The 23,267-nt window shown below is 60.7% G+C and carries 25 protein-coding genes; 21 read left to right on the top strand and 4 right to left on the bottom strand.

Annotated elements, in window-relative coordinates; genetic code table 11:
• Window positions 1-70: 70 nt before the first annotated feature.
• From cbiE to BWR59_RS01690, 19 genes are all read left to right on the top strand, one after another.
• Window positions 71-1,273 (top strand): precorrin-6y C5,15-methyltransferase (decarboxylating) subunit CbiE, encoded by a 1,203-nt coding sequence (cbiE, locus tag BWR59_RS01780; protein ID WP_081563929.1) that lies wholly within the window; start codon window positions 71-73, stop codon window positions 1,271-1,273.
• Entirely contained in the window at window positions 1,273-2,019 is a 747-nt protein-coding gene (locus tag BWR59_RS01775; protein ID WP_081563928.1) for a cobalt-precorrin-6A reductase, read from the top strand. Before cbiE ends, BWR59_RS01775 begins: the two co-directional genes overlap by 1 nt.
• 158 nt (window positions 2,020-2,177) lie before the next feature.
• On the top strand, window positions 2,178-2,501 hold the full coding sequence (locus BWR59_RS01770) for a transcriptional regulator (RefSeq protein WP_081563927.1): 324 nt from the start codon (window positions 2,178-2,180) through the stop codon (window positions 2,499-2,501).
• A gap of 69 nt (window positions 2,502-2,570) precedes the next feature.
• The gene (locus tag BWR59_RS01765; RefSeq protein WP_081563995.1) at window positions 2,571-2,996 is read left to right on the top strand and encodes a DUF2946 domain-containing protein; all 426 of its coding nucleotides are present in this window, start codon (window positions 2,571-2,573) and stop codon (window positions 2,994-2,996) included.
• A gap of 53 nt (window positions 2,997-3,049) precedes the next feature.
• Window positions 3,050-3,538, top strand: a complete 489-nt coding sequence (locus tag BWR59_RS01760; protein WP_081563926.1) for a copper chaperone PCu(A)C — start codon at window positions 3,050-3,052, stop codon at window positions 3,536-3,538.
• A 36-nt stretch (window positions 3,539-3,574) separates the two neighbouring features.
• Window positions 3,575-4,021, top strand: a complete 447-nt coding sequence (locus BWR59_RS01755) for a DUF2946 domain-containing protein (protein WP_081563925.1) — start codon at window positions 3,575-3,577, stop codon at window positions 4,019-4,021.
• Window positions 4,022-4,109: 88 nt separating this feature from the next.
• Window positions 4,110-5,483, top strand: a complete 1,374-nt coding sequence (locus BWR59_RS01750; RefSeq protein ID WP_081563924.1) for a PepSY domain-containing protein — start codon at window positions 4,110-4,112, stop codon at window positions 5,481-5,483.
• A gap of 343 nt (window positions 5,484-5,826) precedes the next feature.
• Window positions 5,827-7,092, top strand: a complete 1,266-nt coding sequence (gene urtA / locus BWR59_RS01745) for an urea ABC transporter substrate-binding protein (RefSeq protein WP_081563923.1) — start codon at window positions 5,827-5,829, stop codon at window positions 7,090-7,092.
• 169 nt (window positions 7,093-7,261) lie between these two features.
• A complete protein-coding gene (gene urtB, locus BWR59_RS01740) occupies window positions 7,262-8,851 on the top strand; it encodes an urea ABC transporter permease subunit UrtB (protein WP_143490734.1) in 1,590 nt (529 codons plus the stop codon).
• Window positions 8,851-9,927, top strand: coding sequence for an urea ABC transporter permease subunit UrtC (gene urtC, locus BWR59_RS01735; protein WP_081563922.1), 1,077 nt, complete (start codon window positions 8,851-8,853; stop codon window positions 9,925-9,927). Before urtB ends, urtC begins: the two co-directional genes overlap by 1 nt.
• A 10-nt stretch (window positions 9,928-9,937) precedes the next feature.
• Window positions 9,938-10,792: an urea ABC transporter ATP-binding protein UrtD gene (gene urtD, locus BWR59_RS01730; RefSeq protein WP_081563921.1), complete on the top strand. Its 855-nt coding sequence runs from the start codon at window positions 9,938-9,940 to the stop codon at window positions 10,790-10,792.
• A gap of 133 nt (window positions 10,793-10,925) precedes the next feature.
• Window positions 10,926-11,624, top strand: a complete 699-nt coding sequence (urtE, locus tag BWR59_RS01725; protein WP_081563920.1) for an urea ABC transporter ATP-binding subunit UrtE — start codon at window positions 10,926-10,928, stop codon at window positions 11,622-11,624.
• 49 nt (window positions 11,625-11,673) lie between these two features.
• Entirely contained in the window at window positions 11,674-12,519 is an 846-nt protein-coding gene (locus tag BWR59_RS01720; RefSeq protein WP_081563919.1) for an urease accessory protein UreD, read from the top strand.
• 72 nt (window positions 12,520-12,591) lie between these two features.
• Window positions 12,592-12,894 (top strand): urease subunit gamma, encoded by a 303-nt coding sequence (locus BWR59_RS01715; protein WP_081563993.1) that lies wholly within the window; start codon window positions 12,592-12,594, stop codon window positions 12,892-12,894.
• Between the two features lie 29 nt (window positions 12,895-12,923).
• Window positions 12,924-13,475 carry a GNAT family N-acetyltransferase gene (locus BWR59_RS01710; RefSeq protein ID WP_081563918.1) on the top strand — a complete coding sequence of 184 codons (552 nt, stop codon included), beginning with the start codon at window positions 12,924-12,926 and terminating at the stop codon, window positions 13,473-13,475.
• A 28-nt stretch (window positions 13,476-13,503) separates the two neighbouring features.
• Window positions 13,504-14,040 carry a GNAT family N-acetyltransferase gene (locus BWR59_RS01705; RefSeq protein ID WP_081563917.1) on the top strand — a complete coding sequence of 179 codons (537 nt, stop codon included), beginning with the start codon at window positions 13,504-13,506 and terminating at the stop codon, window positions 14,038-14,040.
• Window positions 14,037-14,342 carry an urease subunit beta gene (locus BWR59_RS01700; protein ID WP_081563916.1) on the top strand — a complete coding sequence of 102 codons (306 nt, stop codon included), beginning with the start codon at window positions 14,037-14,039 and terminating at the stop codon, window positions 14,340-14,342. Before BWR59_RS01705 ends, BWR59_RS01700 begins: the two co-directional genes overlap by 4 nt.
• Before the next feature lie 137 nt (window positions 14,343-14,479).
• Window positions 14,480-16,180, top strand: a complete 1,701-nt coding sequence (ureC, locus tag BWR59_RS01695; RefSeq protein ID WP_081563915.1) for an urease subunit alpha — start codon at window positions 14,480-14,482, stop codon at window positions 16,178-16,180.
• Between the two features lie 206 nt (window positions 16,181-16,386).
• Entirely contained in the window at window positions 16,387-17,520 is a 1,134-nt protein-coding gene (locus BWR59_RS01690; protein ID WP_081563914.1) for a HAMP domain-containing sensor histidine kinase, read from the top strand.
• A gap of 201 nt (window positions 17,521-17,721) precedes the next feature.
• Here the strand turns inward: BWR59_RS01690 and BWR59_RS01685 are convergent, their stop codons facing one another.
• On the bottom strand, window positions 17,722-18,021 hold the full coding sequence (locus BWR59_RS01685; protein WP_081563913.1) for a chaperone modulator CbpM: 300 nt from the start codon (window positions 18,019-18,021) through the stop codon (window positions 17,722-17,724).
• 2 nt (window positions 18,022-18,023) lie between these two features.
• Window positions 18,024-18,992: a curved DNA-binding protein gene (cbpA, locus tag BWR59_RS01680; RefSeq protein ID WP_081563912.1), complete on the bottom strand. Its 969-nt coding sequence runs from the start codon at window positions 18,990-18,992 to the stop codon at window positions 18,024-18,026.
• A 298-nt stretch (window positions 18,993-19,290) separates the two neighbouring features.
• On the opposite strand from cbpA, the gene BWR59_RS01675 reads away from it, so the two are divergent.
• Window positions 19,291-20,556 carry an Hsp70 family protein gene (locus BWR59_RS01675; RefSeq protein ID WP_081563911.1) on the top strand — a complete coding sequence of 422 codons (1,266 nt, stop codon included), beginning with the start codon at window positions 19,291-19,293 and terminating at the stop codon, window positions 20,554-20,556.
• Window positions 20,557-20,693: 137 nt separating this feature from the next.
• Here the strand turns inward: BWR59_RS01675 and BWR59_RS01670 are convergent, their stop codons facing one another.
• A complete protein-coding gene (locus BWR59_RS01670; protein ID WP_081563910.1) occupies window positions 20,694-21,704 on the bottom strand; it encodes a hypothetical protein in 1,011 nt (336 codons plus the stop codon).
• 235 nt (window positions 21,705-21,939) lie between these two features.
• A complete protein-coding gene (locus BWR59_RS01665) occupies window positions 21,940-22,233 on the bottom strand; it encodes a PsiF family protein (RefSeq protein ID WP_081563909.1) in 294 nt (97 codons plus the stop codon).
• Between the two features lie 151 nt (window positions 22,234-22,384).
• Between BWR59_RS01665 and BWR59_RS01660 the strand changes: the two genes are divergently transcribed.
• A complete protein-coding gene (locus tag BWR59_RS01660; RefSeq protein ID WP_081563908.1) occupies window positions 22,385-23,266 on the top strand; it encodes a DMT family transporter in 882 nt (293 codons plus the stop codon).
• Window position 23,267 lies beyond the last annotated feature (1 nt).

Below are 23,267 nucleotides of genomic sequence, written 5' to 3'. Positions count from 1 at the left end.
GTATCATGCCGACCTTATCCACAGGCCGCGCTTATCGGCCTGTCGCAAGCATTGGCTTTGAGGGCAATACATGTCGCCGTGGCTGACAGTCGTGGGAATTGGTGAAGACGGCTTCAAGGGGCTGGGCAGGAATGCCCGGCACGCACTGTTGCAGGCGCGGCAGGTGTTCGGCAACTCGCGCCAGCTCGACCTGTTGCCACGGTGCATTGGCGCCGAACGTCGTCACTGGCCAAGCCCGTTCTCATTGCAGCCAGTGCTGGAACAGCGTGGCGAGCCGGTCTGCGTGATTGCAAGCGGTGATCCCATGCTGTTCGGGGTGGGCGTGAGCCTGTCGCGTCAGGTGCCTGTCGAGCAGATGCGGGTGATTCCTGCGCCCTCTTCCTATTCTCTGGCCGCCGCGCGCCTGGGCTGGGCGTTGCAGGAGGTGGTGACGTTATCTGTCGTCGCTCGCCCGGTGGCCGCGCTGAACGCACAACTGCACCACGGTCTGCGCCTGCTGGTGCTGAGCAACGACGGTCACAGCCCCTCGGCGATTGCGGCCTTGTTGCGCGAGCGCGGCTTCGGTTCCAGCAAAATGACCGTTCTCGAGCACCTGGGCGGCCCATCGGAACGACGCGTCGAGGCCATCGCCAGCGACTGGTCCGATCCAGAGATCGCGGCCTTGAATCTGGTGGCTATCGACTGCCGTGCCGAGCCGGGGACCTTGCGTTTATCCCCGTTGGGAGGCTTGCCGGACGATGCGTTTCGTCATGACGGTCAACTGACCAAACGCGACGTGCGCGCGATCACCCTCGCCCGCCTTGCCCCCGTTCCCGGCGAGCTGTTGTGGGACGTCGGCGCGGGCTGCGGCTCGATTGGTATCGAATGGATGCGCGCCCACCCTACCTGCCGGGCCGTGACAATCGAATCCAACGAAAGCCGCCAGCAATTGATCGAATTCAACCGTGATGCCTTGGGTGTGCCCGGGCTGCAACTGGTGCGCGGTCGTGCGCCCGATGCCCTTGAAGGACTGGAAACGCCCGATGCGATTTTCATCGGCGGCGGCGTGACGCGCTCTGGAGTGCTGGAAAGTTGCTGGCAGCAATTGCGTTCCGGAGGCCGGCTGGTGGCCAATGCCGTTACGCTGCAAAGCGAGGCCATGCTGGTGAACTGGCGGGAACAACATGGCGGTGAACTGACCCGCATTCATCTGGCCCACTCCAAGCCGCTGGGTGAGTTCGACACCTGGCGCCAGGCGCTGCCCATCACTTTGCTCGAAGCGATCAAACCCTGATGGCTGAGCGAATCCTCCTGCTTGGCGGTGTCACCGAAGCACTGGCGATTGCACGGACTCTGGGCCCGCAGCACATCTACAGTCTCGCGGGTGTCGGCCGGGTGCCGAGCGATCTGCGCTGTCAGGTTCGCGTCGGCGGCTACGGCGGCGCTGAAGGGCTGGCACAGTTCGTACGCAAGGAACACATCGATCTTATCCTCGATGCGACCCACCCCTACGCTGCGCAGATCAGCCACAACGCCGCCGTCGCTGCAAAGCTTGCGGGCGTCCCGTGCTGGGCGCTGCGGCGGCCTGCCTGGCGGGCGGGCCCTGACGACGACTGGCGTGAAGTCGCAGACTGGGCCGGGCTGATCCCCGCACTCGCCACCTTCCAGCGCCCGCTGTTCACCCTCGGCCGCGAGCCCTTGCAGCACCTGCACGAAATCCCCGAACACCAGTTCTGGACACTCCGCGCACTGGACGCTTACCCCGGCAACGAGCGCTGCGAAGTGATCGGCGCGCGCGGCCCGTTTCATCTCGACGAAGAACGCGAGTTGTTCGAACGGCGCCAGATTGATGTGCTGATCAGCAAAAACAGCGGCAGCAGCGCGACCGAACCGAAGCTGGAAGTGGCGCGGGAACGCGGAGTGCCGGTGCTGGTGTTGAAGCGGCCAGTATTGGCAGAGGTGGATCGGGAGTTCTGGAGCGTCGGGGAGTTGCTGGCGGTATTGCAGGATGATTCCCGACCTTCGTCTCCCGCAGAGTGAAAGTGATCAAAGCGCTTGGCCTGCAGCTGCATGCGTCGACTGCATCCCCCTCCACCAGCGATGGAACAGAGCCAGAGGTTACCTACATCAAGCGCGCCAGAACTTTCATTGCGGACTACAAAGCCGCAAAAAAAACAAATGTATGAACGAGGCGCCTGATGGCTCTTACCCGCAGCTACAAACACACGATCAACGAGAGGATCCAGCAAGATCCTGCCTTTGCTCAGGGCCTGTTGGACGACGCGGCCACACTGTTTCTTAATGGCGAACCTGAAGTCGCCCGGATCATCCTTCGTGACCTGGTCAATGCCACACTCGGATTCGAAGAGCTCGCGAGGGAGACAGAGAAACCGAGCAAGAGCCTTCACCGAATGCTGTCGGCCCATGGCAACCCCAACATGGATAATCTGGCGGCCATCTTTGGGGCCATGCGCTCCTGGCTGAAAGTCGATATCGAAGTGCACGCGGTCCCGACTGACTGACCACCCCCGCGACACATCGCCGCACCCTGGCTTTTTACATCTCACGGCCATTCAGGCTAAATGGCCGACATGAAAGAACAACAAGATCGACTCATCAGCCTCAAACGGCGCCGGGCCTTTGCCTGGGTGGCGTGTTTTGCGCTGTTGTTCGGGATGCTGGCGATGCCGATGACGCCGACCATGCCGCGCACCCAGGGCGAGCAGGTGGTGTGGGGCAGTTTCTGCACCGGCAATGGCACGCAGTTGGTGGCGACGCCATTGGGGCTGGTCAGCAAAGTCAGTCAGCGCACGCCTGACAGCAGTGAACATTCCTCGATGCAACATTGCCCGTGCTGCTCCGCAGCCTTGTCGCTTGTGGCGATTCCAGCCGGCCAGACCTTCGGCATGTTCACGATCTTCGAGCCGGTCCGCTTCCCGACCGCGATCCTGGTGTTTCACGCCCCGCCTCGCCAACTATGGCCTGGCCTCAACCCCCGCGCCTCTCCTCGAGTCTGATCCTTCGTTCACGCTGCACGTCGCGTATCTGAATGATTTGGAGCCTCGGTGCCATGTTGAAAAACGTCACGTTAAAAAAAGTTCTGCTGCTGGCGGCAATGCTGTTGCCTGCCTGCTATGTTGAAGCTAATGAGTATGCAAAAGGCCATCTAGCAATCGCCCAGCCTTGGTCGATGGAGCTGCCGCCGAATGCGCCCACGGTTGCGGCGTACTTCGTGATCAGTAATGCGGGCCCCGACGCCGATCGTCTTGTCGGTGTCGACAGCCCCGTTGCAGGCGCCGCTCAATTGCACGAGCACGTGAATAAAGACGGCCTGATGAAGATGCAGCAAGTGCAGACGGTGGACATTCCGGCCGGCAATGAGGTGACCTTCGCCCCCATGGCTTACCACGTCATGCTGCTGGATCTGAAAGATCGTTCGAAGCTGACAGACGGCCAGTCTTTCCCGTTGACCCTGCACTTCGAGAAAACCGGCGACGTGCCTGTCGAGGTCATGGTGCAGAAACAGGCACCTGACGCTCCCCCCGCTCACGCCCACTGACAGCACTGACCGTCGAAGCTGAGCCCAATGAGCCGCATGAACGCAATACGCGCCAGCTCCAATCCTGTACCCCGCAAGACTTCGGGTGCATGGCTGAGCCTGTTCGCCATGCTGATGATCTTTATCGGGCCGTTGATCTCCCAGTCGATGCCGATGGAGCATCATTCGGGCATGTCGATGCCAGCGTCGATGTCGGCCGACATGGACATGTCCGCGTCGATGGACATGGCTGCAGACGATCACAGCGGGCACCACGCGGATACAGGCGCCGCCGCTGGCGTGGATCATGTCATCTGGGCCAAATGCGGCTATTGCACGTTGCTGTTCAGCTGCCCGGCGCTGACCCAGACCCTCGCCGTCGCCGCGCCCATCCCGCCCAGACCCGCTGATTTCTACAACGCGGCCCCGCAGCAAGGCCATGCTCAACGCAACGTTTTCCCCAACGCCCGCAGTCGCGCCCCGCCGTTCTCGTCTGTCGCATAACCCCTTGAAAAAGAGATTCGTATCCGTTGGCGGCCACCTGGCGGTCGACGCGCTGCGCCGTGTTTTTCCCTGACGGGAGCGTTGCACCATGTCCAAACCAAACGTGTCGTTCTACAACCTGGCGTGGCGCTGGCATTTCTATGCCGGCCTGTTCGTTGCGCCCTTCATGATCATGCTGTCGTTGACCGGCGTGGTTTATCTGTTCAAACCGCAGCTCGATTCGCTGATGTACAGCGACCTGCTGACCGTCAAACCGGCGCACCACATGCTCACTGCCGATGAGCAGCAACGACGCGTGCTCGAGGCCTATCCGCAGGTGCTGGTCAGTAAATACCTGCCTCCCGCAAACGCCGAAAGCAGCGCGCAGTTCGTGATCAAGAAGGACGGTCGCGAGGTGAACCTGTTCATAGACCCGTACAGCGGCAAGATTCTCGGTACGCAGGATGCCAAGAACAATCTGCAGGCCATGGCCCGTGAGCTGCACGGTGAGTTGATGGTCGGCACTGTCGGTGATCGCCTGGTGGAAATGGCGGCAGGATGGGGGATCGTTCTGGTCGTATCCGGCTTGTATCTGTGGTGGCCACGGGGTCGTTCCCCGGCTGGCGTGCTCTGGCCAAGGATCACCGCCAAAGGCCGGGTGCTGTGGCGCGACCTGCACGCCGTGACCGGTTTCTGGGGTTCGGTGGCGCTGTTGTTCATGCTGCTCAGCGGCATGACCTGGACCGGCATGTGGGGCAAGGTCTACGCCGACGTGTGGAACACCTTCCCCGCCGCGATGTGGAATGACGTGCCCAAGTCCGCGAACCAGGCTGGCGAGCTGAATAACGCCAGTGTGCAGACTGTGCCGTGGGCCATGGAGAACACGCCGATGCCGGTTTCTTCGGGCGATCATGCCGAGCACATGAACCACGGCGGCATGTCCAGCGGTCCTGCTGCACCGACCATTACTTTGCAACGGGTCGTCGACATCGCCAATGAGCGCAAGATCGAGCCGGGCTACAGCATCACTCAACCGAAAACCGCCGACGGCGTATTCACCGTTTCGGTGTTCGCGGACGACCCGCGCAACGACGCCACCCTGCATGTCGATCAATACAGCGGCAAGGTACTGGCGGACGTGCGCTACACCGATTACAGCGCGGTTTCGAAAGCCACTGAACTCGGGGTGATGTTGCACGAAGGCAAGATGTTCGGTTGGGTGAACCAGTTGCTGATCCTGTTCATCTGCCTGATGGTGCTGCTCAGTTCGGTCAGCGGCATCGTGATCTGGTGGAAGCGTCGGCCGCAGAACGGCTTCGGTGTTCCGCCGCTGCGAGATGATCTGCCACGCTGGAAAATCGCGACGGTGGTGATGCTTGCGCTAGGTATTGCCTTTCCGCTCGTCGGGATTTCGATGCTGGCAATATGGTTGCTCGATCGAATAGCCCTTTCGCGCTTTGCCAAATCGGCGGCAACAGCTTAGATTGCGTCCTGCGGGGCCTGGAACCATTTGGGTGGTTTAGTGATGAATTCCTCCTCATTGCCGGTTTCAGGCCCCGTTCTCATCGCTACGCCCCTCCCTGAATCCTGCTCGCTGTAAAAACCTGTCTACTCCGACAGCTTCCCGCACCAGATCAGCGCACCGTGCGCACCACAACGTCGAACCAACCCCAGATTGGTGCGCCCGACCCGTCACTCGCGACGTTTTCATTCCATTTTGCGACCTTTCACGCCTTGGCCCAGCCTTTGCTAAAGCCTAAGCAGACTCATCCTCTGCACCGCCAACAGCAGTCATTTCTAAAAAAATCGAAGAATGGAGCTAGCCAATGAAGCGTCGTAGTTTGCTTAAAGCGTTCACCTTGTCCGCATCGATCGCCGCTATGGGTTTGACCTGGACCGTCCAGGCCGCCGAGACCATCAAGGTCGGCATTCTGCATTCTTTATCCGGCACCATGGCCATCTCCGAGACTTCGCTCAAAGATATGGCGTTGATGACCATCGACGAGATCAACGCCAAGGGCGGCGTAAATGGCAAGAAGCTTGAGGCTGTGGTGGTCGACCCAGCGTCCAACTGGCCGCTGTTCGCTGAAAAGGCTCGTCAGCTGCTGACCCAGGACAAGGTGTCCGTGGTGTTCGGTTGCTGGACTTCGGTCTCTCGCAAATCGGTATTGCCGGTCTTCGAAGAGCTGAACGGCCTGCTGTTCTACCCGGTGCAGTACGAAGGTGAAGAGATGTCGCCGAACGTGTTCTACACCGGCGCGGCGCCAAACCAGCAGGCGATTCCTGCGGTCGAGTACCTGATGAGCGAAGACGGCGGCGCCGCCAAGCGCTTCTTCCTGCTGGGCACCGACTACGTCTACCCGCGCACCACCAACAAGATTCTGCGTTCGTTCCTGCACTCCAAAGGCGTGAAGGACAGCGACATCGAAGAGGTCTACACCCCGTTCGGTCACAGCGATTACCAGACCATCGTGGCCAACATCAAGAAGTTCTCCGCCGGAGGCAAGACCGCTGTGATCTCCACCGTGAACGGCGACTCCAACGTGCCGTTCTACAAGGAACTGGGCAACCAGGGCCTGAAAGCCACCGACGTTCCGGTCGTGGCGTTCTCGGTCGGTGAAGAAGAGCTGCGCGGCGTCGACACCAAACCGCTGGTGGGCAACCTGGCCGCCTGGAACTACTTCGAGTCCGTGAAGAACCCGGTCAACACCAAGTTCGTCGCTGACTGGAAAGCCTACGCCAAGGCGCACAACCTGCCGAACGCCGACAAGGCGGTGACCAACGACCCGATGGAAGCCACCTACGTGGGTATCCACATGTGGGCGCAGGCGGTCGAGAAAGCCAAGTCCACCGATGTGGATAAAGTCCGCGAAGCCATGGCCGGCCAGACCTTCGCCGCGCCGTCGGGCTTCACCCTGGAAATGGACAAGACCAACCACCACCTGCACAAGCCGGTGATGATCGGCGAGATCAAGGCTGACGGTCAGTTCAACGTCGTGTGGAAAACCAAGGAGCCGATCCGCGCCCAGCCTTGGAGCCCGTTCATTCCGGGTAACGACAAGAAACCTGACTATGCGGTGAAGAGTAACTGACACCCGCCCCTGATGGTTCCCACGGTCCCCGTGGGAACATGCCTTCGACGCTCCGCGTCCGTTAACGGATGACGCAAAGCGTCAGGGGATGCATTCCCACGCAGAGCGTGGGAACGATCAGCATCTGCGCATGGCCGCGAGGTCATGCGGGTGCTTCCAGGACACCGATATGCCCAGATCTCTCTATCGCCTTATTCTCGCCCTGAGCCTGTTGCTGCCCTTCGCAGCCCATGCCAGCGATGCCGGCGACTTTGTCGCGGCCGAATCCTCTCAACGTGCCGAATTGCTGGAAGCTTGGGCCGCCAAGCCCGATCCGGCGCGCGTTGATTTACTGATTGCCCTGGAGGAAGGCCGCGTGGCCGCCGACAGCAGCAATCGCGCCTTCATCCAGAACGGCGACAGTTTTACCGCCGTCGATCCAGCCGCCCCGGCACTGGCCGACGCACCGAACCCTGACGAACCTCAAGCGATCAGCCTGAACAACCGCCTGCGGGGTCTGGTTGACACCGCTCTGGCCAGTCATCAACTGCTCGCCGCCGACGCCAAGCTACGTCTGGCCGCCGCACTCACATTGCAAAAGAGCGCGCGCCCGGCGCAATTGCAGTTACTCATGCAACAAGTCTCCACTGAAAAAGACGAAGCCGTGCACTCGGCCCTCACTCTGGCGCTGGCCAACCTGCAGCTGGTCGACACCAGCCCCAGCGTACGTCTGGCGGCAGTGCGTCTTTTGGGTGAAACCGGCGATCCGCTGGCACGTACTCGTCTTGAAAACCTGTTGGAGCCCAACGTCGAAACCGATCCAAGCGTGCGTCTGGCCGCAGAAACCAGTCTCGCTCAGGTCAAACGCAAATTGATGATTGGCGAAGTGATCGGCCAGGTCTTCAGCGGTATTTCGCTGGGCTCGATCCTGCTGCTGGCTGCGCTGGGTCTGGCGATCACCTTCGGCCTGCTGGGCGTGATCAACATGGCCCACGGCGAAATGTTGATGCTCGGCGCCTACGCCACCTACGTCGTGCAGATCATGTTCCAGCGTTACGCGCCGGGCGCCATCGAGTTCTATCCGTTGGTGGCACTGCCAGTGGCGTTCTTTGTCACGGCCTGCATCGGCATGGCGCTGGAGCGCACGGTAATTCGTCACCTCTACGGCCGCCCTCTGGAAACCCTGCTCGCCACCTGGGGCATCAGCCTGATGCTGATCCAGTTGATCCGCGTGGTATTTGGCGCGCAGAACGTCGAAGTCGCCAACCCCGAATGGCTCTCAGGCGGCATCCAAGTGCTGCCAAATCTGGTGCTGCCGTACAACCGGATCATCATCATTGGCTTCGCGCTGTTCGTGGTGGTGCTGACCTGGCTGCTGCTGAACAAGACCCGCCTGGGCCTGAACGTGCGCGCCGTCACCCAGAACCGCAACATGGCGGCCTGCTGCGGCGTGCCCACGGGGCGCATCGACATGATGGCATTCGGGCTCGGCTCGGGCATCGCAGGCCTTGGCGGCGTGGCACTGAGCCAGATCGGCAACGTCGGCCCTGACCTGGGTCAGAGCTACATCATCGACTCGTTCCTGGTGGTGGTGCTCGGCGGTGTCGGCCAGTTGGCCGGTAGCGTGACAGCGGCATTCGGGCTGGGCATCGCCAACAAGATTCTCGAACCGCAAATCGGCGCAGTGCTGGGCAAGATCCTGATCCTGGCGCTGATCATTCTGTTTATCCAGAAACGTCCGCAAGGGCTGTTCGCGCTCAAAGGACGGGTGATCGACTAATGAACCAGCCACTGATGGTTACCGCCGCGCAACGCGCTGGCACCAAAGTCACGGTCTCCATAGGCGTGGTCATACTCGCCCTGTTGATCGCCCTGCCGCTGTTGTCGTTGCTGCCGGAAAGCAATCCGATGCAGGTCTCGGCCTACACCCTGACGCTGGTGGGCAAGATTCTCTGTTACGCCATCGTCGCACTGGCGCTGGATCTGGTCTGGGGCTACGCGGGTCTGCTGTCACTGGGTCACGGGCTGTTCTTCGCGCTGGGCGGCTATGCGATGGGCATGTACCTGATGCGTGAAGCGTCGGGCGACAGCCTGCCCGCGTTCATGACCTTCCTGTCGTGGACTGAACTGCCTTGGTACTGGGTCGGCACGCAGCATTTCCTCTGGGCCATGTGTCTGGTGGTGCTGGCGCCGGGCTTGCTGGCGCTGGTGTTCGGCTTCTTCGCCTTCCGCTCGCGGATCAAGGGCGTGTACTTCTCGATCATGACCCAGGCCCTGACCTTCGCCGGGATGCTGCTGTTTTTCCGCAACGAAACCGGTTTTGGCGGCAACAACGGCTTCACCAACTTCCGCAGCATTCTGGGTTTCAGCATCACCTCGCAAGGCACTCGCGCGGTGTTGTTCCTGCTCACGGTCGCATTGCTGGCGGGCAGCCTGTTCGTCGGTTGGCGTCTGGCGCGCAGCAAGTTCGGTCGGGTGCTGACTGCTGTTCGTGACGCCGAAAACCGTCTGATGTTCTGCGGCTACGATCCCCGTGGCTTCAAGCTGTTCGTCTGGGTGTTGAGCGCTGTTTTGTGCGGTCTGGCAGGCGCGCTGTATGTGCCGCAGGTGGGCATCATCAACCCCAGCGAGATGTCGCCGACCAACTCCATCGAGGCTGCCGTCTGGGTCGCGCTGGGCGGCCGTGGCACGCTGATTGGCCCGCTGCTCGGCGCAGGCCTGGTCAACGGTATGAAGAGCTGGTTCACCGTGGCCTTCCCTGAATACTGGCTGTTCTTCCTCGGCGCGCTGTTCATTGTGGTGACGCTGTATCTGCCCAAAGGCGTGATCGGCCTGATCAAGACCCGCTCAAGATGAGGAGCGAACAATGAAAAGCACACCCACTCCCGCCTTCGATCCGGTGCTGGACCCAAACAGCGACGCAGGCACCAGCCGCGATGCCATCGGGCTCGGCCAGGTCGCAGGCGAAGGCCTGAACACGCTGCACGGCACGATCCTGACGCTTGAAGACATCAGCGTCAGCTTCGACGGTTTCAAGGCGCTTAACGATCTGAACCTGTACATCGGCGTCGGCGAGTTGCGCTGCATCATCGGCCCAAACGGCGCGGGCAAGACCACACTGATGGACGTGATCACCGGCAAGACCCGCCCCAGCCACGGCAAGGCCTGGTTCGGCGAAACTCTGGACCTGACGAAGATGAGCGAAGTGCAGATCGCCCAGGCCGGCATTGGTCGCAAGTTTCAGAAGCCGACGGTGTTCGAGGCATTGAGCGTGTTCGAGAACCTGGAGCTGGCGCAGAAAACCGACAAATCGGTATGGGCCAGCCTGCGGGCCAAGCTCAACGGCGAACAGCGTGACCGCATCGATGAAGTGTTGGAAACCATTCGCCTGACGTCGTCGATGTCACGCCCGGCCGGACTCTTGTCCCACGGTCAGAAGCAGTTTCTGGAGATCGGCATGCTGCTGGTCCAGGACCCGCAATTGCTGCTGCTCGACGAGCCGGTGGCGGGCATGACCGACGCCGAGACGGAATTCACCGCAGAACTGTTCAAGAGCCTGGCGGGTAAACACTCGCTGATGGTGGTGGAGCACGACATGGGCTTTGTCGGCACCATCGCCGACCACGTCACCGTGCTGCACCAGGGCAGTGTTCTGGCGGAAGGTTCGCTTGAGGAAGTGCAGGCGGATGAGCGGGTGATCGAGGTTTATCTCGGGCGCTGATGCAGACCTTGATCGTTCCCGCGCTCTGCGTGGGAATGCATCCCGTGACGCTCTGCGTCACATAGCGGACGCAGAGCGTCCATCGCGGCATTCCCACGCGGAGCGTGGGAATGATCACCGGGAGAGTTCGAACATGTTGCAAATAGAGAAGCTTCACCAGTACTACGGCGGCAGCCACATTCTGCGTGGCCTGTCCTTCGACGTGAAAATCGGGGAAGTGACCTGCCTGCTGGGCCGCAACGGTGTAGGCAAGACCACGCTGCTCAAGGTGCTGATGGGCCTGCTGCCCGCCAAAGAAGGCGTCGTGCAGTGGGAAGGCAAGCCGATCACAGGCTTCAAGCCGCATCAACGCGTGCATTCCGGCATCGCTTACGTGCCCCAGGGCCGCGAGATTTTCGGGCGCCTGACAGTGGAAGAAAACCTGTTGATGGGCCTGTCGCGTTTCCCCGGCTCCGAAGCCAAGGAAGTGCCCGCGTTCATTTATGAGTTGTTCCCGGTGCTGCTGCAAATGAAGCAACGCCGTGGCGGCGACCTCTCCGGTGGTCAGCAGCAACAGTTGGCAATCGGTCGCGCGCTGGCAAGTCGTCCGCGGCTGCTGATTCTCGACGAACCCACCGAAGGAATTCAGCCCTCAGTCATCAAGGAAATCGGCGCAGTGATCAAAAAACTCGCTGCGCGGGGCGACATGGCGATCCTGTTGGTCGAGCAGTTCTACGACTTCGCCGCCGAACTTGCCGATCAGTACATCGTGATGTCCCGCGGCGAGATCATTCAGCAAGGTCGCGGCGAAAATATGGAGTCCGAAGGCGTGCGTGGTCTGGTCACCATTTGACCCGCCGATCGGCTAAGGTAGTCGCCTTCGAAAAACGATAACGAGCACTATGAATCTTCCTGCCCACACCGCCCTGTTCACACCCAGCTGGCACGCCGAGCTGGAGCTGGGCTATGGGCGTTTCGGCGACAGCACACGCCCGACTCAGCGTCGCCACAAAGGCCCGTTGCGGGTGCAGAAACACCTGTATGCCGAAGGCCCTGAAGTCTGCCAGCACATCATCGTTCATCCGCCTGGCGGCATCGCGGGTGGTGACCGGCTGGACATCAGCGCCAGCGTCGGGCCCGATGCCTGGGCGCAACTCACCAGCCCTGGCGCCGCCAAGTGGTATCGCGCTGCGGGCCCGGCTTATCAGCAGCTCGACCTGAAAATCGCTGCCGGGGGAACCCTGGAATGGCTGCCGCAGGAGACCATCGTCTTCAGCGAGGCCAAGGCTGAGCTCAGCACACGCGTCGACCTCGAGGGCGACGCCCGACTCTTCTATTGGGACGTGGTTGCCTTGGGACGCCCGGCCAGCGATGAGCGTTTCGATCAGGGGCATTTTCAGGCGCACCTGGATATCCGCCGCGACGGCAAGTTGCTGTGGCATGAGCGTCAGCGCATCACAGGGAATGACGGTTTGCTGGATTCGCCTGTGGGGCTGGGGGGCAAACCGGTGTTCGCCACCCTGATCGTGACCGGAGAAATAGCCGCCGAGCTGATGGAGCGTTGCCGTGACTTGGCTGACCATTCGCCAGTGCGCGGTGATTTGAGCCAGTTGCCCGGCCTGATCGTCGCTCGCTGTCTGGCCGATGAAGCCCTGCACGCAAGGGCCTGGCTGATCGAATTATGGAAACTGCTGCGCCCTGCCCTGCTGGGTCGAGAGGCCGTGGCGCCGAGGATCTGGAGTACCTGACACTGCAATTGCACAGCCATGGTTCGATGGCAGTTGATTCACCTTATTCAATTATTTGAAACGGACAAAACCATGGATCTGACTCCACGCGAAAAAGACAAGATGCTGATCTTCACCGCAGGCCTTGTGGCCGAGCGGCGACTGGCTCGCGGCTTGAAACTCAACTACCCGGAAGCCATGGCCTTCATCTCCGCCGCGTTGCTCGAAGGCGCGCGCGACGGCCAGACGGTCGCCGAACTGATGCACTACGGCACCACCCTGCTGACCCGCGAACAGGTGATGGAAGGCATCCCGGAAATGATCCCGGAAATCCAGGTCGAAGCCACCTTCCCGGACGGCACCAAGCTGGTCACCGTGCATCAGCCAATCGCCTGACGCATCCAACTGAACAAGTGAAAACGAACATGACGTATACGATTCGTGACGCGCTGCTGACTGACATGCCTGCCGTGCTGGACATCTACAACGACGCCGTCCTCAACACCACGGCGATCTGGAACGAACAACCGGTGGACCTGGGCAATCGTGAAGCCTGGTTCGCTGCGCGCCAGACCCAGGCCTATCCGATTCTGGTGGTCGTTGACGACGCAGGTCAGGTGCTGGGCTACTCCTCGTTCGGCGACTGGCGCCCCTTCGAAGGCTTTCGTCACACGGTCGAGCATTCTGTCTATGTGCGCGCCGACCAGCGTGGCAACGGCCTGGGTCCGCTGCTGATGACTGCGCTCATCGAACGCGCCAGAACCTGCGACAAACACATGATGGTCGCAGCCATCGAAAGCGGTAACGCTGCGTCGATTCACCTGCACCAAAAGCAGGGTTTCATTACTACCGGCCAGATGCCGCAAGTCGGCACCAAGTTCGGTCGCTGGCTGGACCTGACTTTCATGCAACTGGACCTGTCTCCGGGCGCATCCGCACCGCCGTCACAGGCGCCAGCATCAACACCCGTGGCTTGATTTTCACTCACTGAAAGGACGCCTGCTCATGAACGCTGCTCAGTTAAGACGTGTCACCGGCGAAAGCTTTGCGCATTACCGTCACGGTCTGGTGGCGTTGTTGCTGGACGCCGTACATCGCGGCGCGTCGGTGGGTTTCATGGCTGACCTGAGCGCCGACGAGGCTTACACCTGGTGGGAGGGCGTCAAGACAGACGTCGAACACGGCAAGGTGCTGTTGTGGGTCGTGGTGCAGGAAGAGCAGGTGCTGGCCACCGCGCAACTCGCGCTGTGCCAGAAGGCCAACGGCCTGAATCGGGCCGAAGTGCAGAAGCTTCTGGTGTTGCATCACGCTCGCCGTCGCGGCCTGGCTTCGCAGTTGATGAGTGCCGTGGAACAGGCAGCGCAGCAGCACAATCGCGGGCTTTTGTTTCTGGACACCCTGGCCGGTTCGCCAGCCGAAGACTTCTACCGCGCTTTGGGTTATCAGCTGTCCGGCAAGCTTCCGGACTACGCCTGTAACCCGGACGGCGAGTATCACGCTACCGCCATTTACTACAAGTTACTGTCGAGGAAGAGTGCATGATTCCTGGTGAATACCAGATCCAGCCGGGTGACATCGAGCTTAATGTCGGGCGCCGGACGATCACCCTCAGCGTCGCCAACAGTGGTGACCGGCCGATTCAGGTCGGCTCGCATTTCCATTTTTTTGAAACCAACGACGCGCTCACCTTCGATCGCGCCGCCAGCCGTGGCATGCGCCTGAACATCCCGGCCGGCACCGCCGTGCGCTTCGAACCGGGCCAGGCTCGCGAAGTGGAACTGGTTGATCTGGCGGGGCACCGCCGGGTGTTCGGTTTCGCCGGGCGCGTGATGGGAGATCTGTAGATCAAGACATTGATCGTTCCCACGCTCTGCGTGGGAATGCAGCCCGTGACGCTCCGCGTCACAGACCGGACGCAGAGCGTCCAGAGAGGCGTTACCACGCAGAGCGTGGGAACGATCAGAACGCATAAGGAATTTCGATGAAAATCTCCAGACAAGCCTACGCCGACATGTTCGGTCCAACCGTCGGCGACCGTGTGCGGCTGGCGGACACCGAGTTGTGGGTCGAGGTCGAGCAGGACTTCACCACCTACGGCGAAGAAGTGAAATTCGGCGGTGGCAAGGTCATCCGCGATGGCATGGGCCAAAGCCAATTGCTGGCGGCCGAAGTGGTCGACACACTGATCACCAACGCGCTGATCATCGATCACTGGGGCATCGTCAAGGCCGACGTCGGCATCAAGGACGGCCGCATCGCCGCCATTGGCAAAGCGGGCAACCCGGACATCCAGCCGGACGTAACCATCGCTATCGGCGCGGCCACCGAAATCATCGCGGGTGAAGGCATGATCCTCACCGCAGGCGGTGTCGACACGCATATCCACTTCATCTGCCCACAGCAGATCGAAGAAGCGCTGATGAGCGGCGTCACCACCATGATCGGTGGTGGCACCGGCCCTGCGACCGGCACCAACGCGACCACGGTCACCCCCGGTAAATGGCACATGATGCGCATGTTGCAGGCGGCTGAAGCCTTCCCGATGAACATCGGTTTCACTGGCAAGGGCAACGTCAGCGTGCCAGAACCGCTGATCGAGCAGGTCAAGGCCGGCGCGATTGGCCTCAAACTGCACGAAGACTGGGGCACCACGCCCGCGGCCATCGACAACTGCCTGAGCGTGGCCGATCAATACGACGTGCAGGTGGCGATCCATACCGACACGCTGAATGAATCCGGATTCGTCGAAACAACCCTGGCCGCGTTCAAGAACCGCACCATCCACACCTACCACACCGAAGGTGCCGGTGGCGGCCATGCGCCGGACATCATCAAGGCCTGCGGCTTCCCTAACGTGCTGCCAAGTTCGACCAACCCGACTCGCCCGTTCACCCGCAACACCATCGACGAGCACCTGGACATGCTGATGGTCTGTCATCACCTGGACCCGAGCATTGCCGAAGACGTCGCGTTCGCCGAAAGCCGTATTCGTCGCGAGACTATTGCCGCCGAAGACATCCTGCATGACCTGGGTGCGTTCTCGATGCTCAGTTCCGACAGCCAGGCCATGGGTCGCGTCGGCGAAGTCATCATGCGCACCTGGCAGACCGCCGACAAAATGAAGCGCCAGCGCGGCCCGCTGCCGGGCGATGGCGAAGGCAATGACAACTTCCGCGCCAAGCGCTACATCGCCAAATACACCATCAACCCGGCGATCACCCACGGCATCAGCCACGAAGTAGGCTCCATCGAAGTCGGCAAGTGGGCGGATCTGGTGCTCTGGCGTCCGGCGTTCTTCGGCGTCAAACCGACGTTGATTTTGAAGGGCGGCTCCATTGCGGCCAGCTTGATGGGCGACGCCAACGCCTCGATCCCGACCCCGCAACCGGTGCACTACCGCCCGATGTTCGCCAGCTACGGCAGCTCGCTGCACGCCAGCAGCCTGACTTTCATCAGCCAGGCGGCGATGGACGCAGGGGTGCCGCAGCAGCTGGGCCTGAAGAAACAGATCGGCGTGGTCAAAGGCTGTCGCAGCGTCACCAAGGCCGACCTGATTCACAACGACTACCTGCCCAACATCGACGTCGACCCACAGACCTACCAGGTCAAGGCCGATGGTGTGCTGTTGTGGTGCGAGCCTGCGGATGTGCTGCCGATGGCGCAGCGGTATTTCCTGTTTTAAAGGGACGTTTGCGTGTTTTGTACCGGTAGCAGTCCGGCTTGCCGGCGGCGGCGTTTTCAATATCGAAACCGCCGGCAAGCCGTGCTGCTACAGACCGTGTGACCCGTCGTGATAGCGCAAGGCGCAAATGCCCTGTTCTTCCTGCCACAACATGGCGCTAAGATGGCCCCACTTCATTCAGCGCCATGCCAGCAAGGTAGTAACCCATGCGTCTTTCCGACTTCATCGTGCAGAACGTTGACCGCATCGTCGATGAATGGGAAAAATTCGCCGCGACCCTGACTCCGGCGGCGGATTCGATGAGCAGTGTGGAGTTGCGCGACCACGCCAAAGCTATCCTGCTGGCGGCCTCGCGAGACATGAACACTGCGCAGTCCAAGGCCGAGCAGATCGCCAAGGCTCAGGGCGAGGACGTCGGCAAGACGCCGACGCTGGACCAGGCCGCCGCCAGCCACGGCGAATTGCGACATACGGTCGGGTTCGATCTGGTGCAGATGACCTCAGAATTCCGTCACCTGCGCGCCACGGTCATCCGGTTCTGGGCTGAAAGCCTGAACAACCCGGAAATTGGCCACTTCACCGACATGATCCGTTTCAATGAGGCCATCGACGAGGCGCTGGCCGAATCGACGGCGGCCTATGCCGAACGCGTCAACCGCTCGCGGGACATCTTCCTTGCCATCCTCGGCCATGACCTGCGCGCGCCGTTGCAGGCGATCAGCATGTCGTCCGAAGTGTTGATGCGCAAAGCAGGGCTCGGTGACGCAGAGATGGCTTATATCAAGCGCATCAAGAGCAGCAGCAAACACATGGCGACGATGGTCAAGGACCTGCTGGAATTCGTACGCAGCCGTCTGGGCGTGACATTGCCCATCGAGCGAAAGCCCATGGAAATGACCGCCGCCTGTCGCGATGCCATCGACGAAGCGAGCGCGGGGCATCCGGATTGCGACCCGGAATTCACCAGCACTGGCGACACGCAAGGGGATTGGGACAGGGCGCGAATCGACCAGATGCTGCAGAACCTGATCGGCAATGCCCTGCAGCACGGAGCAGCGACTCACAAGATCAGCGTCTCGCTGGTGGGCGGTGAAAACCATGTGAGCTTGTCAGTGCACAACGACGGCGAACCGATAGCCGAGGAAGCCATCGGCAGCATTTTCGACCCGCTGGTGCGCTCGCTCAACGAAGAAGCCGGCACGAACAATCCTTCCACCAGCCTTGGGTTGGGGCTGTTCATCGTCAAGGAAGTGGTCAACGCGCACAGCGGGAGCATTACCGTGACGTCGAATTTCGGAGATGGGACCACGTTTACCGTGGTGTTGCCGAAGCAGGGGTAATGGACTTCGCTGCAACCGTTCGCGGCAGATTACCCTACGGAGAAACGCAATACTTGTCGGAAGGAACTTGCCCGCGAAGGCGTTGGGTCAGTCACGTCACTTGTATCTGACTCACCGCCTTCGCGAGCAAGCTCCCTCCCACCAAGCTCCCTCCTACAGAGAAAGCAGTGGGCCAGTGGATCAGGCCAAGGGATTGGCCTCTCAATCCTCTACAAAACGCCCCAACCGCTGTTTGAGCATGCGATTCTCGGCCCGCACCTGCTCAAGCTCGTCCAGCAGGTTCAGCGCCAGGGCGACGCCGTCCCATTCCATTTCCAGATCGTGATGCAACTTGGCCGCGCGTTTGGCGATCGACAACGAATAAGTGTCAAACAGCCATTCATCAGGCTTCTTCCCTTGGGGCTCGACGATCCCGTGCTCGACGATTTCGATGACATAGGCGACCGGCATGTCGACCACCTGACAGAATTCCTGCATGTCTACGACCAGGGTGTTGCTCATGATCAGTTACTCCATTGAGCCCTCGGATCGAATGCGGCCTTCTCGGCCAGCTTCTCCCACAGCGCTTTGGTGGCGTCATCGGTGGACTTGGGCATGACGATCTTCAACTGCGCATACAGATCGCCACGCTCGCCCTGCTTGTTCAACAGACCATTACCTTTAACCCGCAGTCGCTGCCCGCTCTGACTGTCCGGACGAATGGTCAGGTTGATCTTGCCTGTCAGGGTCGGCACCGCGACCTTGGTGCCTAGTGCCGCCTCCCACGGTGCCAGCGGCACGGTGATGATCAGGTCGTGACCTTCGACGTCGAACTTGGGGTGCGGAGCCAGACGAATGGTCAGGAACAGATCACCGTTTTCGCCACCGGCCATGCCCGGAGCGCCCTGCCCTTTGAGACGAATGCGCTCGCCATCGGTGACGCCCGCCGGGATCTTCACGTTCAGGGTCTTGGTGATGTCTGCCATGCGCTGGCCATTGGCACTGTGCTGCGGCACCTTGAAGCTGATCTTCTTCGACTCGGTCGAGAGGGTTTCCTCAAGGAAAATCGCCAGTTCCATTTCCACGTCTTGTCCTCTGCGGCCAGTGCTGCGCGGACGACCGCCCTGCGGGCCACCACGATTGCCGAAAATCGAACTGAAGAAGTCGGAGAAATCCCCGCCCTCGAAACCGCCGCCACCGCCCATGTTTCCAAAGTCCGCAGCACCCGCGCCACCACGCCCCTGCCAGCCCGGAGGCGGCTGGAAACGGCCCTGCTGGCCGTATTTGCGGATGTCGTCGTACTCGGCGCGCTTCTCAGGGTCGCTCAGCGCTTCGTAGGCCTCGGAGGCCTCCTTGAATTTGTCTTCCGCGCCAGGCTCTTTGCTGACGTCGGGGTGATACTTGCGCGCGAGCTTGCGATAGGCGGTCTTGATCGTCTTCTCGTCCGCCGTCGGCTCTACGCCAAGGATCTTGTAATAGTCTTTGAAGTCCATCTAACGGTCACCCATTCCGGATTATCCAGCTCAGTCCCGTATCGCGTTATCAAATGAGAACGTTGGACGCGCTGAATGTTGCAAGGTTATCGGCACACGGCCTCGCGAGCTTGAAACGTTGTCCAAACCGGCCGAATGCAATGAGAGTTGCCTGCAAGATTGGGTTTGCAACGCTCCAGTTCAAGCCACCTGTGCGAAATAGACGCAAATGGTGTGAAAAACCGACGTTACGCGCTACGAATCTGCCGCCCACTCGCATACACTGCGCGGCCGTTTTTTTGACCGGAACGTAAAGAACATGAGCACTCCATCCCCAGCCCGTGCCGTTGGCATCGATTTCGGCACCTCCAACTCCACGGTCGGCTGGCTGCGCCCCGGAGCGGAAACCCTGATCGCGCTGGAGGACGACAAGATCACCCTGCCTTCGGTGGTCTTCTTCAATATGGAAGAGCGCCGCCCGGTCTACGGCCGCCTGGCACTGCACGAGTATCTGGAAGGCTATGAAGGCCGCCTGATGCGCTCGCTGAAAAGCCTGCTGGGTTCCAAGCTGATCAAGCACGACACCAGCGTGCTGGGCACGGCCATGCCGTTCAAGGACCTGCTGGGACTGTTCATCGGCGAGCTGAAAAAGCGCGCTGAAGCTGCGGCCGGTCAGTCGTTCGAGCAGGTGGTGCTGGGGCGTCCCGTGCATTTCGTCGATGACGACGCTGCTGCCGACCAGGAGGCCGAAGACACGCTGGCCGAAGTGGCGCGCAAGATCGGCTTCAAGGACGTTTCATTCCAGTTCGAGCCCATCGCCGCGGCCTTCGACTACGAGTCGACGCTTGAGCGCGAAGAGCTGGTGCTGATCGTCGACATCGGCGGTGGTACTTCGGACTTCTCGCTGGTGCGCCTGTCGCCCCAGCGTCGCATGCTCGATGACCGTCAGAGCGATATCCTGGCCACCGGCGGCGTACACATCGGCGGTACCGACTTCGACAAGCAGTTGAGCCTGCAAGGCGTGATGCCGCTGTTCGGCTACGGCAGCCGCATGAAGAGTGGTGCCTACATGCCGACCAGCACCCACATGAATCTGGCCACCTGGCACACCATCAACTCGGTGTACTCGCAGAAGTCGCAGCTGGCACTGGGCAGCATGCGCTACGACATCGAAGACACGCTGGGCATCGACCGTCTGTTCAAGCTGATCGAACAGCGCGCCGGGCACTGGCTGGCGATGGAAGTGGAAGAAACAAAGATCCAGCTGACCCACGCCGAAAACCGCGTGGTGCCGATGGATCGCGTCGAGTCCGGCCTTAGCGTTGACCTGACCCGCGAGCTGTTCGAGTCGTCCATCGATGCGTTGCTGGAGCGAGTCCGCGCGAGCGTCACCCACCTGCTGAGCGATGCCGGGGTCGGCGTGACCGATGTCGACACCGTGTTCTTCACCGGCGGCTCCAGCGGCATCCCGGCCCTGCGCAACAGCGTCGCGGCGATGCTGCCCAAAGCGCGGCATGTGGAAGGGAACATCTTTGGCAGCATCGGCAGCGGCCTGGCGATCGAAGCGAAGAAGCGCTACGGCTGATCAAACCTCAAAATCGAGGTAAACCCGCTTGATTGATCGTTCCCACGCTCTGCGTGGGAATGCCCTGCAGCACGCTCCGCGTCCCATCGGCGCAGAGCGTGGGTACGATCAACGTGTCTTCCCCGCGTAACCCCGAACTAAACCAGCTCCGCCCGCCGCAATTCGCTTTTCAGATAAGCGTAATAAATCGGCCCCGCCACCACCCCCGGCAATCCGAACGCCGCTTCACAGATCAGCATCGCCAGCAGTAACTCCCAGGACTTGGCACTGATTTGTCCGCCGACGATCCGAGCGTTGAGGAAATACTCGACCTTGTGGATCACGATCAGATAACCCAGCGCCGCCAGTGCGACCCAGATCGACAGCGACATGCCGACGATGAAGATCAGCGTGTTCGACATCAGGTTTCCCACCACCGGCAGCAACCCCAGCAGGAACGTCAGGACGATCAGGGTTTTGGTCAGCGGCAGGTGCACGCCACACAGCGGCAGGATCACGGCAAGGAAAATGGAGGTGAACGCCGTATTGAGCAGGGAAATCTTGATCTGCGCGAAAACGATATTGCGAAACGCCTGACTCAACAGATGCAGACGCTCGAACAGCGCTGCAGCCAGAGGTTTACGCTTGGTCACATCGGGAATGCGTTGCAGCGCAATGATCGCGCCCAGGACCATCCCGATCAGCAGGGTCACGAACATGTGCGCCGCGCCTTTACCCAGCAGTTGCAGCTCGCCGACGTGTTTGGTCAGCCAGGCGCTGAGGGATACCTGAAACTCGGTGGCGCTGGCAGGCAGATAGTTGTCGATGAACGGCGGCAGCTGACCGCGTGCGCGATCCACCAGAATCATGAACTTGTCCAGCGAGGCCCCAGGATTTTCTGCTTCATGGAGCAGAAAGCTGATCGCCCCGGCGAACAGTAAAGCCAACACGCTGACCACAATCGTGCCCAGCAAAGCCACCGCCAGCCAACGCGCGCGCTCACCGGCAATCAGCCGTTGCAGCTGCGGAGTGAGCATGTCCACCAGTTCATAGACCAACAGGCCAGCCAGCAGGCTGGGCAAGAGATTGAGCGGTAACACCAGCAGCAGGCCACCGAACACAAGGATGCAGCTGGCCAGATACACATGACGCGGCGAAAACGTTGGCATACAGCCTCAAAACAAGCGGCTTGAAAAGATGGGCAGTCTGCCAGCGTTCCCTGTTTAGAACCAGCGTCGAAAAGCGTCGTTAGTCGCTTATGGCAGCCTCGGCTTGCGTCTGTGGCAGCATCGCTTGCCGGCGGCGGCGTCACTTTGATGGCTACCCCCGGCAAGCTGTGGTGCTAAAGGTTCTTCCCGGACATCAACTGTGGGCCGGCCACATCCTTGCATGGAAACAAAAGTCTCACTTTTTCTTCAGGCAATCGCTCATGAACGTCTTGCGCGCATCGCCCTTGAGCGCTTGCGTGGTCGCCGTGGCGTTGCAGGTTTTCATCTTTTCCTGCTGGGGGGTGGCGGTCGATGCAGGAGCGGCTTTCAGACAAGTACTCATGAACGCTTTACGGTCATCGCCCTTGAGTGATTTGGCCGTGGCGTCGGCGTTGCAGGTCGTCATCTTGTTTTGCTGAGCGGTCGCGGCAAACCCTTGAGCACACATCAACAAGCCCATGACCAACAGAGGAACACGCAGCATTTTCATCGACTTTCTCCAGGAGCGCCGCGCAACTGCGCGGCTTTCGGAGGAGTGTAGTCAAAGAATGTTGCGACATATTTCAGAGAAATCCCCCAGCGAGGTAGACGCAAGTTCTGACAAGTCGATAATGGCGCCTCACTCTACTGCCGGTTCATCCATGCAATACTTTTATCCACTGCTCACGGTCATGATCTGGGCAGGCAACAACGTCATCACCAAAGCCGCCGCTGGCCGTATCTTTCCGGCAGAGATCGGCTTTTATCGCTGGCTGCTGGCGGGGCTCCTGTTCACGCCGTTTCTGCTCGGGCCTGTTCTGCGCAATCGTGCGGCGATCAAACCGATCGTTGGCAAAGTAATCGTGCTGGGCGTGCTGGGAATGGCGATCTATCAGAGCCTGGCGTACTACGCGGCGAACATCACCACGGCCACCAATATGGGGATCATCCTGTCACTCGTGCCGGTGATGACGCTGGGCATGTCGATCGCCAGTCTCGGAACTGCGCTAACGGCGGGCGCATTGGTCGGGGCGCTGGTTTCCTTCGCGGGCGTGTTGCTGGTGGTGTCCCAAGGCAGTTGGGCTGTGCTCGTGGCACACGGGGTCAACCTCGGCGACCTGATGATGCTCGTAGCAACGTTGGCCTACGCAACCTACAGCACACTGCTGAAAAAATGGCAGCTGCGCATGCCGCCGCTGCAACTGCTTTACCTGCAGATCCTGGTGGCGATCATAGCGCTGTTTCCGCTGTTCCTGCTCTCGCCCAAGACCGGCCTCAGCGCCAGCAATATCCCGTTGGTGCTGTACGCCTGCATTCCGACATCAATGATCGCACCACTGCTGTGGATGAAAGCCATCGGCATCCTCGGCCCAAGCCGCACCACGCTGTTCTTCAATCTGGTGCCTATTCTCACGGCGCTGGTTGCAGCCTTGGCACTGGGTGAGCAGCTGGCGTCCTATCACTTTATCGGCGGGGCACTGACGCTGAGCGGCGTGATCCTGGCGGAACGCTGGACCACGCCGCTGCGCAGCAAAGCGACCTGAC

The sequence above is a fragment of the Pseudomonas sp. Bc-h genome (genome assembly GCF_002080045.1).
Lineage (GTDB): Bacteria > Pseudomonadota > Gammaproteobacteria > Pseudomonadales > Pseudomonadaceae > Aquipseudomonas.
The sequence above is the reverse complement of the archived record's forward strand: the minus strand, read 5'-3'. Positions and strand labels throughout refer to the sequence as shown.